Source organism: Chitinophaga sp., assembly GCF_036569185.1.
Taxonomy (GTDB): Bacteria; Bacteroidota; Bacteroidia; order Chitinophagales; family Chitinophagaceae; genus Chitinophaga.
Window position 1 is genome coordinate 1 of record NZ_DATCRD010000224.1, and the last position, 15,187, is coordinate 15,187.

Below are 15,187 nucleotides of genomic sequence, written 5' to 3' on the forward strand. Positions count from 1 at the left end.
GCAGCCCTGGCCGTACTGGAAACCATACAGGCGGAAAAACTGGTAGAGAATGCAGCTACCGTAGGTAATTACCTCATGGAGAACCTGCGCACTTTTGATAAGGTGAAAGAAGTAAGAGGCCGTGGTTTGATGATCGGTATAGATCTTCCCGAAGAATTATCACAGGTAAGAAAAGAACTGCTGCATACCCATAAGATCTTTACCGGTGAAGCAAAACCAAACGTGATCCGTTTGCTGCCTTCACTGGCGCTCACACAAGCGCATGCCGATCAGTTCCTGGAAGCATTCGGAAAAGCATTAAATAAATAAGTAAACAACCATGTATGGCAGGCAGTGTGCCTTTACATCTTTCCACTGCCTGTTTAAAGCCTATAAGCGAAATGAAACAATTTATTTCTACAGCAGATGTTCCCAGTGTCCCGCGGTTAGTGGACATTGCGCTGAACTACAAGAAAGATCCTTTGAGGGATAGGGAATTAGGTAAGAATAAAACAGTGGGAATGATATTCCTGAATCCCAGTTTGCGAACACGCTTAAGTACACAGATCGCTGCAAAGAACCTGGGTATGGAAGCCATTGTGTTTAACATCGATAAGGAAGGCTGGGCGCTGGAAATGAATGATGGCGTGGTGATGAATGGCAACACTACCGAGCACGTAAAAGAAGCTGCGGCGGTAATGGGGCAGTATTTCGATATACTGGCCATCCGTACTTTTCCCGGGTTAAAGAATAAAGAAGAAGATTATACAGAGAAATATATCAACCAGTTCATTAAGTATGCCGGCGTGCCGGTGGTAAGCCTGGAAAGCGCTACCCTGCACCCTTTGCAGAGTTTAACAGATGTAATTACCATAAAGGAAAACTGGCAGCAGACCCGTAAACCTAAAGTGGTAATGACCTGGGCGCCTCACGTAAAAGCGTTGCCACAGGCTGTTCCCAACTCTTTTGCGCAATGGATGAACGCATGGGGAGAAGCAGATTTTGTGATCACTCATCCTGAAGGCTATGAACTGGATGAGAAATTTTCCGGTAAGGCACATATTGAATACAACCAGGACAAGGCATTGAAGGATGCAGATTTTGTATACGTGAAAAACTGGTCTTCTTACAAAGATTATGGCAAGATCACCTGTACGGATCCTTCCTGGATGTTTACCAACGAAAAACTGGCGCTTACCAATACTGCCAAAGTGATGCACTGCCTGCCGGTAAGAAGGAATGTGGTAATTGCAGATGAAGTACTGGATGGTCCGCAATCTATTGTTATCCGGGAAGCGGGTAACCGTGTATGGGCTGCCCAGGCAGTTTTGAGTGAAATACTGAAAGGATAATTATGATCAACTTATTTATTATCAAAGTAGGCGGAAACGTGATCGATAACCCGGCATTGCTGCAAACCTTCCTGGAGAAGTTTGCAGCAATTCCCGGTAAAAAGATCCTGATACACGGAGGCGGTAAAATCGCTACCCGTATCGGCGATAAGCTGGGCATCGAATCAAAATATGTAGACGGCAGGAGGATCACAGATGCAGATACCATCGATGTGGTGACAATGGTATACGGCGGTTTGGTGAACAAACAGCTGGTAGCCCGGTTGCAGGCCAATGGTTGTAATGCCATCGGTTTGACCGGTGCAGATGCCAACATTATTCCTGCAGTAAAAAGACCGGTAAAGGAAATCGACTATGGTTTTGTAGGCGATATACACAATGGCACCCTGCATACCGCTCCACTGAAAGCACTGCTGGATACCGGTATTACACCAGTGTTTGCACCGCTTACACATGATGGTAAAGGTCAGATCCTCAATACAAATGCAGATACCATTGCTTCCTCCCTGGCGATTGCTTTATCGGAGCATTACAGCGTGAGGCTCATCTATTGCTTTGAAAAGAAAGGCGTGTTGAGGGATCCGGCAGATGATAATGCGGTGATCAATCTCATCAACAAAGAAATTTACCAGCAACTGCTGGAAGAAAAAATACTGACAGACGGGATATTGCCTAAACTGCAAAATGCTTTCGGGGCAATAGACAACGGTGTAAAAGAAGTGCTGATAGGACATGCAGACGATGTATTGAGCAATACAACCCCGGAAGTGGCAGGCACTCTAATATGCTAACCTATGTGGAACGAAAAACTATATGATGTGGCGGTGGCCCTGTTGAAACAGATGATCGCCACCCCTTCATTAAGCCGGGAAGAAGACGGCACCGCGCAACTGATCAGTGAGTTCCTGACGGCCATGGATATTCCGCATGAGCGGCATCTCAATAATATCTGGGCCTTCAATAAACATTACGATCCCTCCAAACGTAATATACTCCTGAACTCCCATCATGATACCGTAAAACCCAATCCGCAATATACCCGTGATCCTTTCAGCCCGGATGTGGAAGACGGAAAGCTCTACGGGCTCGGTAGCAATGATGCCGGCGGTTGCCTGGTAAGCCTGATCGCAACGTTCCTGCATTTTTATCACCGTAGCGATCTTAGCTACAACATCATCCTTACAGCCACCGCAGAAGAAGAGATCAGCGGCGCCAACGGGATAGAAAGTATTTTGCCGAAGCTGCCAGCTATTGAGTTTGCCATTGTAGGCGAGCCTACTTTAACCCAACTGGCCATCGCTGAAAAAGGCCTGATGGTGCTGGATTGCACCAGCTATGGTAAAGCGGGGCACGCGGCCCGGGAAGAAGGAGAAAACGCCTTGTATAAAGCGATGCCTGATCTCAACTGGTTTAAAGATTTCCGCTTCCCTAAAGTATCGGAAACACTGGGTCCGGTGAAGATGAGCGTTACCGTGATCAACACTTCCAATAAAGCGCATAATGTAGTACCGGCCGACTGTACCTTTGTGGTAGATGTGCGGGCTACCGATCAATATACACTCGAAGAGCTGCTGGAAATTATCCGGGCCAATGTATCCTGCGAAGTAAAGCCACGGTCTATGCGGATGCGGCCATCCTTTATCCCGATGGACCATCCGTTTGTGCAGGCAGGTATAAGCGTGGGTAAATCCTGCTACGGATCGCCTACCACCTCCGACCAGGCGCTGATCCCGGCTACTTCTGTAAAAATAGGCCCCGGCGATTCCGCCCGTTCGCATACCGCAGATGAATATATCCATCTGCACGAGATTAAAGACGGTATCCAGAGTTATATCCAGTTACTTGAAATGATCCAGTAGGATGAATTTTAAGCCGGACGTAAAGCAGCGTATCTTTGATAAATATGATTTTTAATTTCATGGGTTAACAGCGCATGAAAAAACTATAGTATTATGAAATTGTGGCAAAAAGATAAAGCCTCCTTAGCGGCAGTGGAAACATTCACCGTAGGAAAAGACCGTGAAATGGATGCCTTCCTGGCGCCGTTTGATGTGCTGGGCTCTATGGCACATATCACTATGCTGCAAAGTATAGGCTTGCTGGAAAAGGAAGAGCTCACCATACTGAAACAGGAGCTTAAAAACATCTACCAGGAAATCCGGTCCGGCAACTTTAAACTGGAAGAAGGAGTGGAGGATATTCACTCACAGGTAGAACTGTTGCTGACCCGCCGTTTGGGCGAAGTAGGCAAGAAGATCCATAGCGGCCGTTCACGCAACGACCAGGTGCTGGTGGATCTGAAACTGTTCCTGCGTCATGAGCTGCAAACCATGACGGAAGAAGTATTGGCCTTATTCCACTTGTTGCAACAGAAAAGCGAAGAATATAAAGCACACCTGATACCGGGTTATACACATCTGCAAATTGCCATGCCCTCTTCTTTTGGTTTGTGGTTTGGCGCTTATGCAGAAAGCCTGGTAGACGACCTTACCATGTTACAGGGCGCTTACCGCGTAGTGAATAAGAATCCGCTCGGCTCTGCTGCCGGTTATGGATCTTCGTTCCCCCTTGACCGTGAGCTTACCACTGCATTGCTTGGTTTTGATGCGCTCAACTACAACGTAGTATACGCACAGATGGGACGTGGTAAAACGGAAAAAATAGTCGCTTTTGCACTGGCGGGTATTGCTGCCACTATCGCTAAAATGGCTATGGACGCCTGTTTGTTCATGAACCAGAACTTTGGTTTCATCAGCTTCCCGGATGAACTTACTACCGGCTCCAGCATTATGCCACATAAAAAGAACCCGGATGTATGGGAACTGATCCGCTCTCATGGTAATAAGCTCCAGGCGTTGCCAAACGAAATTGCCATGATGATCACGAACCTCCCTTCCGGCTACCACCGCGACTTACAGCTGCTGAAGGAAAATCTATTTCCTGCTTTTCAAACGCTGAAAGACTGTATCCGCATGAGCCGCCTGATGCTGGAAAATATCCGCATTAAGGAAAACATACTCGATGATGATAAGTATCAATACCTTTTTAGCGTGGAAGTAGTGAATAACCTGGTATTGCAGGGCACTCCTTTCCGTGAGGCGTATAAGAAAGTAGGGATGGATATTGAAAACGGTACCTTCTCCCCGGATAAGGCCGTGAATCACACGCATGCAGGCAGCATCGGAAACTTAGGCACTCAGCAGATCGCTGCACAAATGGATGCGGTGATCAAAGGATTTCCTTTTGAATCGGTGGATAAAGCGATAGAGAAATTGCTTAACAGCTGATAATACAAGACATTGCAGCGCAAGCTGCAATGTCTTGTTTAGAGAAGATTGTTTTTAAGAATAAGAACTGACCAGCCAGACTGGCACAAGGTTGCCAGCTATGTTGTTACTAAAAACCGATCTGTGTACTATCTGAGCTCCAATCAGTATTCAGTGATACCTTGAAACCAAAATGAGGATCTATCTCAGGGCCGAAAAGTTTACCAGTGATGATCACCCTTTTATTCCATTCATTAGTGAAAGCTACTTTCCGCTCAGCCATTACTTTATAATTTCCATCCAATGCGGTAATAGTGGCTACCATTGGAGTTGTTCTATTCAAAACAAAGAGTTCGAACTTTGTTGGGCTTACCCTCTTAAAAGGTCTGATGATTTGGAGATTGTCGATGTCGGGGACTTCCGGATCTGTATGAATGGCATCCGTTTTACCTGTGTTAAAAAAATAATACCCACATTCTTTATCTATCCGCACGGTAATATTCTGGTTAGCATTCGCATCTAAAATATTCACTTCTACTTTACCTACGATCCGGTCGAGCGCCCTTGCGGCAACAATGGTATCATTGTTAATATTAATGGTGAACTTTTTATAAAATGCCTCTTTTGTCCAATACCAATCTACCACTCTAAAGCTCAGAAAGGCTGAATCAAGCGAAAGTGGCGCCGGGTTCCTATACGGATAGCCGCCATTTGCTATAGTATCCGGTCCGTTAAATTCCAGATTAAAGGGCGAAGCAAACATCACAATCGTGTAGGGCCCTCCCGGCTGAAGAGAATCTTTAACGACCCCAAAGTTACTTCCCAGGGAAGACTTTTGAAATTTCCTGCTTATCTCCTTGCCCTTGTTATCATAGGCCAGGTACCAGAAATAGTTGACATACCTTCCCATAGAATCCGTGGCAGCTGTGGCAGCCAACGTGGTTCTGCTATTGGCCAGATCAACGGTTTCCTGTGTAAAACCTGTTGCGCTGAATGTAACAGCTACTTTTTCTTTTGGACCAGATGGGGAGGGCTTTTCAATAGGCTTGTCATCCTTTGAGCAGGCAAAGAATAGCAGGCAGAGTGCAATCGCACATGCAGACATGGCTTTCATAACAATGTTGGGTTTAAGGTTTCAAAAAAGTGATATGGTTACTTAAAAAATAAAAGACATGAATACTTTGGCACAATATAGCTATGGATAAATGGGAACAACATCCTAAAATACAAAATCCCGATCAATTGGCGTTATATTTTGGGAAGATCTGAAATACAACAGCCGTCTCATAAGTTTGAGACGGCTGCTGCCAAGAAAATTGACATCTGTTTTCCCATTGAACGGATTTGTTTTATACAGATATCTTAGAACCCGATAGTCACCCCGGCAAAGAAATTAATCCCTGCCATGGGGTAATAGTAGCTATCATACACTACGCGGTTGCTGGCCAGGTCGTAGCTGCTGTAAGTGCTCCCGTTAGGCTCATATTTCACGTTGAAAACATTGTTCAGCATGAATTGCAGTCCAAGTTCCCGGAATAACGGTTGCGGTACTACGTAGTTGATACGCAGGTTGTTTACAAAGTAAGGATCCAGGCTGCCATCTATATTGGAAGTGTTATCCATATACTGGCGGCTTACATATTTGCCGAGTACATCGATGTTCAGGTTTTTAACCGGTTTCGCGGTTAACGTGAACCCACCTACGAAAGCAGGAGAGAAGGAGATATCTGTTTTGTTGAACACCTGTGTATGTGCTGCCGCATCGCCATCGTAAGCAACGGCATGGTAATCCAGCACTTTGTTCTGGCTCAAAGCTGCATTGGCGGCTATGTTCACCATGCTGCCCAGTTTTACATTACCATTCACTTCAATGCCCATGCGATAGCTTTTGGGAATGTTGGTGCGCACATAGGCGCCTACATCAGTAAGCATACCGGTTTGCACCAGCTGGTTTTTGTAATTCATGTAATATACATTGGCCTGTATAGCGGCAATGTTGTTATTCCATGAGTAGCCGGCCTCCACATCGCGGAGTATTTCCGGTTGGGGAGTTGCTACGCCGTAGTTGCTTTCAAAGTCCACGCGGTTAGGCTCTTTATGAGCGATGGCAATGGATGCAAATACCCGGCTAGTGGGATTGATGTTATAAGAGATCCCTGCTTTGGGATTGAAGAAATTATAGTTCACATGTGCAATGTAGGAAGGCGCCGCTTCAAAGCCATCCATGTTGTACATGATGTTGCGGTATTGCATGTCTGCAAAAATACTGAGCGCAGTAGTGAGTTTATACTCGCCTTTCCAGTAAACGTTGAAATCATTTTTAGCCGCAGGATACCTGTAGTATTCGTGGTCTTTATCGATACCTGTTTGCGCCCAGATGATTTTGCCGTAGTGGTCGCCGGTATAGCGGTTCCAGCCGCCGCCCAGGCTCCAGTTGAACTTTTCGCCGGTACGGTTCACAGAAAATACGGAACCATAGAAGTAGTTGTCCAGCCACAGTTGCCGGACGAGGTCAGTAGTATCAACTCTTTTGCCGTTGATCACTGGTCCCTGCAGGCCGTAGTCAGAAAATGCCCGCTGCGCTTTATATTCTTCATAGTAGCCGCGTCCGCGGGTGAGGTGGAAGGCTACGTTAAAGTTGAAGTGGGAGTTAATTTCCTGGTTCAGGAACAACTGGTAATGATCCTGCTGGTAATTGTCGGTTTGGTTATCGTAGGGAGCTCCAGGTTTTTCGGTGCCTGCCGCATTGTAGGTCCGGTCTGTTTCCAGGAGTGCTTTGGGTACGCCGTACCAGGCCTGGTATGTTTTTTCTTTCCCGGAGAAGACGTTCAGCCGTATGGCTGTTTTGGCGGAAACGTAGGCGGCGGAAGTATAGAAAGAGCGCAGGTCTGAAGTGGCGCGGTCTATATACCCGTCTGATGAAATTTTGGAAAGGCGGGCATCAATGGTAAAGTGATCGTTGATGAGGCCGGAACCGGCTTTCACCGTATGTTTCCAGCTATTGAAGGAGCCGTAGCTGTTGCTGATTTCGCCGTATGCTTTTTCATTGAATTCGTTGGTGCTGAGGTTCAACGTAGCGCCAAATGCGGCGGCGCCGTTAGTGGAAGTACCTACGCCACGCTGTAGCTGCACGCTGCTTACAGAGGAAGCAAAGTCCGGCATGTTCACAAAAAAGGTTCCCTGCGATTCCGCATCATTCACCGGGATACCATTTACTGTAACGTTGATACGGGTAATATCGGAGCCGCGTACACGCATACCCGTATAGCCGATGCCGGTACCGGCGTCTGAGTTGGTTACTACGCCGGGCTGCTGATCCAGCAGGATGGGCAGGTCCTGCCCGAGATTTTGTTTTTTGATATCCGCCGCGGTTAAAGTAGTGTTTACGAAAGGTGAATTTTTACCTGCGCGTAAACTGCTGATCTCTACCGGTTTTACCAGCAGGGCCGTTGTTTCCAGGGAAATGTCGGTAAGCTGGGTGGTGTTGTTGGCGGTAATGTTGGTGGTGAATGTTTTAAAACCTACAAAGCTGGCTGTTAAAGCATAGGTTCCTTTTTTAGGAAGATGGATGCTGTAATGGCCCCTGCTGTCGGTAACAGCGCCTGTTTGGTTGACGGAAATGGTAACACCCTCCAGTGGTTGGCCGCTGGCTTTACTGGTAACGGTACCGGTTACCAGCGATTGTGCATGTAAAGTGCCTGCTATAGATAGCAGCACTAATAACATTAGCTGTTTCATTTTAAGTATGTCTGTTTTCTGTTTGTTCATTCCTAACCAGCATTACCTGGTCCAGGTTCATTGGGTGTGATCTCAGCCTGAAAGTAAGGCACCCCATGTGTTGCGTTACTGCAAAGGTATACTTGTAGGAATTATAAATCAGAAATTATTTTTTGGGAGAAGGAAATTGCTTAATTTTCAGGATACTTCTCTCAATCATCGTTTATAAATTTTTAATCATTTAAATCTTTATTTCTGATGATGAAACTTCAGTTTATCGGGCATCTTGGCCGCGATGTAGTGAAAAAAGAAGTCAACGGTGCCACTGTATTCAATTTCCCGGTAGCGGTGAATGAGCGTTTTAAGAACGCACAGGGCGTACTGGAAGAAAGAACCACCTGGGTGGACTGCGCGCTTTGGGACAAGTTCAATGTAGCTCCTTTTTTAACGCAGGGTGTAATGGTATACGTAGAGGGCGCTCCCAAAGTGGAGGCTTACGTAAGCACAGCAACCGGTGCGTTATGCGGGGCATTAAGGCTCAGGGTGTTTTCACTGAAGTTGCTCAGCCGTAAGGACGAGGAAAAACGGAAAACCACGGTGCCTGAAGTAACCGTACCCGAGGCAGAGCCCGTTCAGGAGCAGCCCGCTGACGACCTCCCATTTTAACAATGTATGAAGCATTCCAATATGAAAGCCAACCTTTTATGGTTGGCTTTTTGTATTTCTTTTAAAAAAGATTTGGTGCTGAATGAAATAGTTGTATCTTTGCACCCTCATTGCGAGGTAGAGCAGAGGTAGCTCGTCGGGCTCATAACCCGAAGGTCAGTGGTTCGAATCCGCTCCTCGCTACAAAATAGTACTGAAGGGTGCGTAAAAAAGATTAAGAGCCGAAGAAATTCGGCTTTTTTTATTTCAGTAAGTTTGAGTTGTTACAACAACATCAGGAGGTTTAATTGTTATCATGCATAAGGCAGGTTTTGTAAATATTTTTGGTAAGCCCAATGCGGGAAAAAGCACATTGCTGAACGCCATTATTGGTGAAAAGCTCGCTATTATTTCCCCCAAAGTGCAAACTACGCGCCACCGTATAACCGGGGTATTAACGGACCCTGCGTACCAGATCGTTTTTTCTGATACGCCGGGTATCATTGATCCCAAATACAAGCTGCACGAGAAAATGATGGGAGCGGTTAAATCGGCCCTGGAAGATGCAGACGTGGCCCTGCTGATCATGGATGCGAAAGATAATATGGAAGAGAACCTGGAGCTGTTTGATTCACTGAAACTGAAAGTACCGGTTATTCTCATCCTCAATAAAATGGATAATATCCTCAAAGAGGATATGGAAGCTTTAACGGAACGCGCCAAAGCCTGGGGCAAAGCGGCAGCTGTAGTACCCATATCTGCCATGCAGAAAAAAGGTATAAAGGAACTGCTGGCGGAAATAGTAAAACTGCTGCCCGATGGCAACCCGTTCTATCCTGACGACACACTAACGGATAAGTCTACACGCTTTTTAGTGGCGGAAATGATCCGTGAAAAAATATTCCAGCTGTTTGAAGAAGAGATTCCGTATCACACTACCGTAATTGTTACACAATTCCAGGAAAAGGATACGTTAACGAAAATCACCGCTGAAATCATCGTTACCCGCGATACCCAGAAAGGCATTATCCTGGGAGAAAGGGGCAAATCTATCCGGGAGCTGGGAACATTGGCCCGGCAGGAGATAGAGAAATTTATTGAACGGAAAGTATTCCTGGAACTGTTTGTAAAGGTGCGTGGTAAGTGGCGCGACAACGACACTTTCCTGAAGGAATACGGGTATTAATATTGAAAAATTCCTGGGTGTATTATCCAGGTTAGTACGACAAAATACAATAACAAAATGGCAGGATTTACAGTAGCTATAGTGGGCCGTCCCAACGTAGGCAAGTCAACGTTGTTCAACCGTTTACTGGAACAGCGGAAGGCCATCGTGGACGACCAGAGCGGTGTAACCCGCGATCGTCAATATGGTATTGCCGATTGGAACGGCAAAACCTTCAACGTAATCGACACAGGCGGATTTGTATCCAACAGCGACGATGTATTTGAGCGGGAGATTCGCAAGCAGGCGAAAGTGGCTATGGAAGAGGCCAATGTAATCATCTTCATGTGTGATGTAACTACCGGTATTACCGACCTGGATGCAGATGTGGCGGATATCCTGCGCCGTACCTCCAAACCGGTTTTTCTTGTAGTGAATAAAGTAGATAACAGTCAGCGCCAGCTGGAAGCCACAGAGTTTTACAGCATGGGATTTGAGCGTACCTACTTCCTTTCTTCCATGACCGGCAGCGGCACCGGCGAATTGCTGGACGACGTGGTAACTTTCATTACCCCGGATATGGGAGATGCCAACCAGGATATAGACATTCCTAAAATAGCGATCATCGGTCAGCCTAACGTAGGGAAATCTTCCCTGCTGAATGCACTGGTGGGCGTGGAGCGTAATATCGTGTCTGATATTGCCGGTACCACCCGCGATACCATTCACACCCGTTACAATATGTTCCAGAAAGACTTCATGCTCATTGATACTGCGGGGATCCGCCGTAAAACAAAAGTGAATGAAGACCTGGAATTTTATTCCGTGATCCGTGCCATCAAGGCGGTAGATGAATCCGATGTGGTAATGCTGCTGCTGGATGCCGAAAAAGGCATCACCGCACAGGATCTTAGCATTTTCAGTCTTGCTGCACGCAAAGGCAAGGGCGTGGTGATCCTGGTAAACAAATGGGACCTCGTGGAAAAGGCCACCAATACTGCCAGGGATTATGAAAAAACGCTGAAAGAGCGCCTGGCGCCTTTCTCTGATGTACCCATCATCTTCACTTCGGTAACAGAGAAGCAACGTATTTTCAAGGCAATTGAAACTGCTTTGGAGGTGTATGAAAACCGTACCCGCCGGATCCAGACTTCCGTACTGAACGAAGTGCTGCTGAAAGCCATTGAAGCATATCACCCGCCGGTGGTGAGGGGTATTCCTATCCGTATCAAATATGTAACGCAGCTGCCTACGCATACGCCGGCATTTGCCTTTTTCTGTAACCTCCCGGACGATGTGAAAACGCCGTATCGCAATTACCTGGAGAACCAGATCCGGACAAAATTTGATTTCAAAGGGGTGCCGCTGAAGATCTTCTTCAGAAAAAAATAAATACTTACCGGAAAAGAGCTAAGCAGATTTTGTATTTTATAAATTTTGCATACCTTTGCGCCGGTTTTAAAAATAAAACGACCTAAAAAATGAAAAAATTATTCGTATTAGCTGCTGCCGCTGGCCTGTTCTTCGTTGCTTGTAACGGTGGTAGCACTCCAGCTACTGATTCTACTGCAACTGCACCTGTAGACACTATGAACGCTGCTCCGGTAGCAACTGCTCCAGTTGACTCTGCTGCTCACGTTGATTCTGCTGCTGTAACTGCTCCAGTTGATTCAGCTGCTACTGCAACTCCAGCTAAGTAAGAGATTATTATAACAATAATATCTTTTCTTGCAAGAAATTAAGAAGCCCATCGCTTATGCGGTGGGCTTTTTGATGCGCGCTGGTGCGCCTTCGGCGCATGCGGATTTTGTCTGACTCAGGATTAAACTGATTTTACTGATTACCTGGATTTTGTTTTTGGGATTATAAAAGATTTGGGGAGATCTAAGCGAATATTTTCGCTTAGATCTCCCCAAATCTTTTATAATCATTTACAAAATCACAAAAAATAAAATCAGTAAAATCAGGTTAATCCTGAGTCAGACAAAATCCGCTCTAATCTTCGAGTATACTCGCCAGGTTCATCAGTTCATCCGTTTTGTAAGCGTCTTTGTCGTCGCGGAAGCATTTGGATAATTCTTCCAGCAGGAACTGCACGATGCGTTTGTTGGATTGTGGTTTGAAGTAGGAGGGAACCGGCGGTACGGACACTCTTTTCAGGTAAGTATCCACATCCTGCTGGGTGTAGATCTGGCCCTGGATGGGGTCTATAAAAAACAGGATGCGATGGTCATCGGGCTCCACCGGGGTGGAAAAATCAATGTAGCTGTCGAAATACGCCAGGATAAACTGCCGGGGGATATTCACGGCATACACCGGGAGGTCCAGCATAGCGCAGAGGCTTTGGTAGATAATCCCGTTGGTAACAGGATTTCCCTTTTTAGACTCTACCACCTGGTTGATGAAGAACTGGTTTTTGCGCTGGTAGGAAACTTCTTCTCCTTTGAGGCCGAAATAGTTATAGATCATGCTGTTCAGCACATTGATCTGTTCCAGCGGGGTAAGATAATTATTCAGTTCCAGCCATATATTACGTTTGATCCGGTCTATTTCTGCAACGATCGGTGCATCCATGAGGTCGGGGAACTGGTACCGGGCAGCCAGTATGGCGCCCTGCATAAGATCCTGGGATGACGAAAGCCCCCATGCGCGTAACGCTGCCTGCAAATCCTGGTAATGAACCCGGTGGATCAGCAGCTCTATCCTTTCCTGAATAGCCTCGTCAATTGTATTCTCCCACAAATTCTCCAGGTTCGGAATGATATCTTTACCGTACAGTAATATTTTACTGGCAACCGTATCAAATACCTCCAGATCCGGATCATCCAACAGGTGGAACAAAGCGTTTATTTCTCTGTTTTCGTTCATACCATTATTATGATCATGTGGTAATCATTAAATAATGTGATCCTGTCGGCAAATTTAATAATAAGCATACCATTCACACTGCAGTTATTATCATTGCCCCGATTTTCAGCATATTCTTACCACAGCGTTATTCAGCTTTCTTCTTCCTGGGAGGCGCCTTTTTCTTAGGTGGATTGGCTTTCACGTCTTCAATGATCGCTTTGGCTTCTTCCACGGTCAGATCAGCAGCGTTATCTATTTTTTCCTTCGGTATCTTATAGTTCTTCAGCCCTTGTTTGATATATGGGCCATACGGTCCTTTCAGGATCTGAATTTTTTCCTTCTCAAATATTTTGATGGTCCGTTCATCTTTGGCAGTGCGTTTCTCTGCAATCAACGGCGCCACTTCATCCAGTTCCACGGTATAAGGGTCCATTTCCTTTTTCAGGGAGTAGAACTTCTTATCGTGCTGTGCATATGGACCAAAACGGCCAATGTTGATAATTACATCGGAATCTTCAAACTGGCCGATGTTACGGGGCAGTTTAAATAATTCCATTGCCTCATCCAGTGTAATGGTTTCAATGCTTTGTGTGGCCTTTAACTTGGCAAAGCGGGGCTTTTCCTCGTCTTCCACACTACCTATCTGGATCATAGGGCCATAACGGCCCATACGGGCTACAATTGGTTTACCGGTAGCGGCATCGGTGCCCAGCGGACGTTCGCCTTTTACACGCTCTGCATTTTCGAGGGTGTTTTCCACATCTTTGTGGAAAGGAGAATAAAATTCGCTGATCATCTTATTCCATACCTTTTTACCGCTGGCAATTTCATCAAACTCTTCTTCGATCTTGGCGGTAAAACCGTAGTCCATAACATTATTAAAGTACTGGTTCAGGAAGTCGGTTACAATCATTCCCAGGTCTGTAGGGAATAATTTCGCTTTTTCTGCGCCGGTATTTTCTGCGTCTGTTTGTTTGGTGATCTTATCTGCCTTGAGCACCAGGATACGGAAATCTCTTTTCACACCTTCTTTATCCCTTTTCTCCACGTAGTTACGTTTCTGGATAGTGGTGATAGTAGGCGCGTAGGTAGATGGGCGGCCGATGCCCAGTTCCTCCAGTTTCTTTACCAGGCTGGCTTCCGTATAACGGGGAGCCGGGCGGGAGAACCTTTCGGTGGCTTTCATTTCCTTCAGATCCAGGGATTGTTTTACGGCCAGTGGCGGTAAAGAGCCTTCCTGTTCTTCTGTTTCATCTTCATCATCGTGGCTTTCCATGTACACTTTCAGGAAGCCGTCGAATTTCAGTACTTCCCCGCTGGCTGTCAGCTCCTCATGGTTGGTAGAGATATCGATCTTGGCGATGGTTTTTTCCAGTTCCGCATCCGCCATCTGGCTGGCAATGGTGCGTTTCCAGATCAGTTCATACAGTTTGCGGGTATCGCTGTCTTCTACCGTGGTGTTTTCCATGTAAGTAGGACGGATGGCTTCGTGCGCTTCCTGTGCGGACTCATTTTTATTTTTGAATTTCCGGTGCTGATGGTATTTATCGCCGAAACTGGTTTTAATGGCTTTTTCAATTTCACTTACCGCGGTATCCGACAGGTTTACGGAGTCGGTACGCATGTAGGTGATATTACCGCTTTCATACAGCTTCTGGGCCAGCAACATGGTTTTGGAAACGCTGTAGCCAAGTTTACGGCTGGCTTCCTGTTGCAGGGTGGAAGTGGTGAACGGCGCTGCAGGCGATTTCTTGCCGGGTTTTACCTGTATATCTTTTACGGTATAGGCGGCGCCAACACATTGCTGCAGGAATTTCTCCGCATCTTCTGCTGTTTTGAACTTACCCGGGCCGTCGGCTTTAAAGGAAATGCTCTTCCCATTAATATCCTTACCGGTGAACCAGGCTTCCACCTTAAAGGTGCTCACGGAGTTGAAAGTGTTGATCTCTCTTTCCCTTTCCACGATCAGTCGTACCGCTACAGATTGCACACGGCCGGCTGAGAGGGAATTGCGCATACTCATTTTGCGCCACAATACCGGGGAGATCTCAAAACCTACGATACGGTCCAGTATACGGCGGGCCTGCTGCGCATTTACCCGGTCCATATCCAGCTTGCGCGGATGTTGTACGGCGTTTTCTATGGCAGGTTTGGTAATTTCATGGAAAACAATGCGCTTGGTCGTTTTCGGGTCCAGGTTCAACACCTCGCAC

The 15,187-nt window shown here is 46.3% G+C and carries 13 protein-coding genes and 1 tRNA gene; 10 read left to right on the forward strand and 4 right to left on the reverse strand.

Annotated features, from left to right (window positions below; all coding sequences use genetic code 11):
• The 5 genes from VIM72_RS16725 to argH all read left to right on the forward strand — a co-directional run.
• Nucleotides 1–309 (forward strand): aminotransferase class III-fold pyridoxal phosphate-dependent enzyme (locus tag VIM72_RS16725; RefSeq protein ID WP_332003974.1); only part of this gene is annotated, 309 nt, incomplete at its 5' end.
• Nucleotides 310–380: 71 nt separating this feature from the next.
• Nucleotides 381–1,331, forward strand: a complete 951-nt coding sequence (locus tag VIM72_RS16730; protein ID WP_414648997.1) for an N-acetylornithine carbamoyltransferase — start codon at nt 381–383, stop codon at nt 1,329–1,331.
• A 2-nt stretch (nt 1,332–1,333) separates the two neighbouring features.
• Nucleotides 1,334–2,122, forward strand: a complete 789-nt coding sequence (argB, locus tag VIM72_RS16735) for an acetylglutamate kinase (RefSeq protein ID WP_332003976.1) — start codon at nt 1,334–1,336, stop codon at nt 2,120–2,122.
• Nucleotides 2,123–2,125: 3 nt separating this feature from the next.
• Nucleotides 2,126–3,190, forward strand: coding sequence for a M20 family metallo-hydrolase (locus VIM72_RS16740; protein WP_332003977.1), 1,065 nt, complete (start codon nt 2,126–2,128; stop codon nt 3,188–3,190).
• A 93-nt stretch (nt 3,191–3,283) separates the two neighbouring features.
• Nucleotides 3,284–4,618, forward strand: a complete 1,335-nt coding sequence (gene argH / locus VIM72_RS16745) for an argininosuccinate lyase (protein WP_209863969.1) — start codon at nt 3,284–3,286, stop codon at nt 4,616–4,618.
• Between the two features lie 109 nt (nt 4,619–4,727).
• Here argH and VIM72_RS16750 read toward each other — a convergent pair whose 3' ends face one another.
• Together VIM72_RS16750 and VIM72_RS16755 are read right to left on the reverse strand one after the other, a co-directional pair.
• Entirely contained in the window at nt 4,728–5,711 is a 984-nt protein-coding gene (locus tag VIM72_RS16750) for a hypothetical protein (protein WP_332003978.1), read from the reverse strand.
• A gap of 248 nt (nt 5,712–5,959) precedes the next feature.
• The gene (locus VIM72_RS16755; RefSeq protein WP_332003979.1) at nt 5,960–8,335 is read right to left on the reverse strand and encodes a TonB-dependent receptor; all 2,376 of its coding nucleotides are present in this window, start codon (nt 8,333–8,335) and stop codon (nt 5,960–5,962) included.
• Between the two features lie 237 nt (nt 8,336–8,572).
• Here VIM72_RS16755 and VIM72_RS16760 point away from each other — a divergent pair, with 237 nt between their 5' ends.
• The 5 genes from VIM72_RS16760 to VIM72_RS16780 all read left to right on the forward strand — a co-directional run bounded on the left by VIM72_RS16760 (nt 8,573) and on the right by VIM72_RS16780 (nt 11,824).
• Nucleotides 8,573–8,980 (forward strand): single-stranded DNA-binding protein, encoded by a 408-nt coding sequence (locus VIM72_RS16760; RefSeq protein ID WP_332003980.1) that lies wholly within the window; start codon nt 8,573–8,575, stop codon nt 8,978–8,980.
• Nucleotides 8,981–9,091: 111 nt separating this feature from the next.
• Nucleotides 9,092–9,163: transfer RNA gene (locus tag VIM72_RS16765), tRNA-Met, on the forward strand.
• A gap of 112 nt (nt 9,164–9,275) precedes the next feature.
• Nucleotides 9,276–10,145: a GTPase Era gene (gene era, locus VIM72_RS16770; protein ID WP_332003981.1), complete on the forward strand. Its 870-nt coding sequence runs from the start codon at nt 9,276–9,278 to the stop codon at nt 10,143–10,145.
• A gap of 57 nt (nt 10,146–10,202) precedes the next feature.
• A complete protein-coding gene (der, locus tag VIM72_RS16775) occupies nt 10,203–11,516 on the forward strand; it encodes a ribosome biogenesis GTPase Der (protein WP_332003982.1) in 1,314 nt (437 codons plus the stop codon).
• 89 nt (nt 11,517–11,605) lie between these two features.
• Nucleotides 11,606–11,824 carry a hypothetical protein gene (locus VIM72_RS16780; protein WP_332003983.1) on the forward strand — a complete coding sequence of 73 codons (219 nt, stop codon included), beginning with the start codon at nt 11,606–11,608 and terminating at the stop codon, nt 11,822–11,824.
• Between the two features lie 295 nt (nt 11,825–12,119).
• Here the strand turns inward: VIM72_RS16780 and VIM72_RS16785 are convergent, their stop codons facing one another.
• Together VIM72_RS16785 and topA are read right to left on the reverse strand one after the other, a co-directional pair.
• Nucleotides 12,120–12,992: a transglutaminase-like domain-containing protein gene (locus VIM72_RS16785; RefSeq protein WP_332003984.1), complete on the reverse strand. Its 873-nt coding sequence runs from the start codon at nt 12,990–12,992 to the stop codon at nt 12,120–12,122.
• Between the two features lie 127 nt (nt 12,993–13,119).
• On the reverse strand, nt 13,120–15,187 hold a 2,068-nt coding region (gene topA / locus VIM72_RS16790; RefSeq protein ID WP_332003985.1), incomplete at its 5' end, for a type I DNA topoisomerase.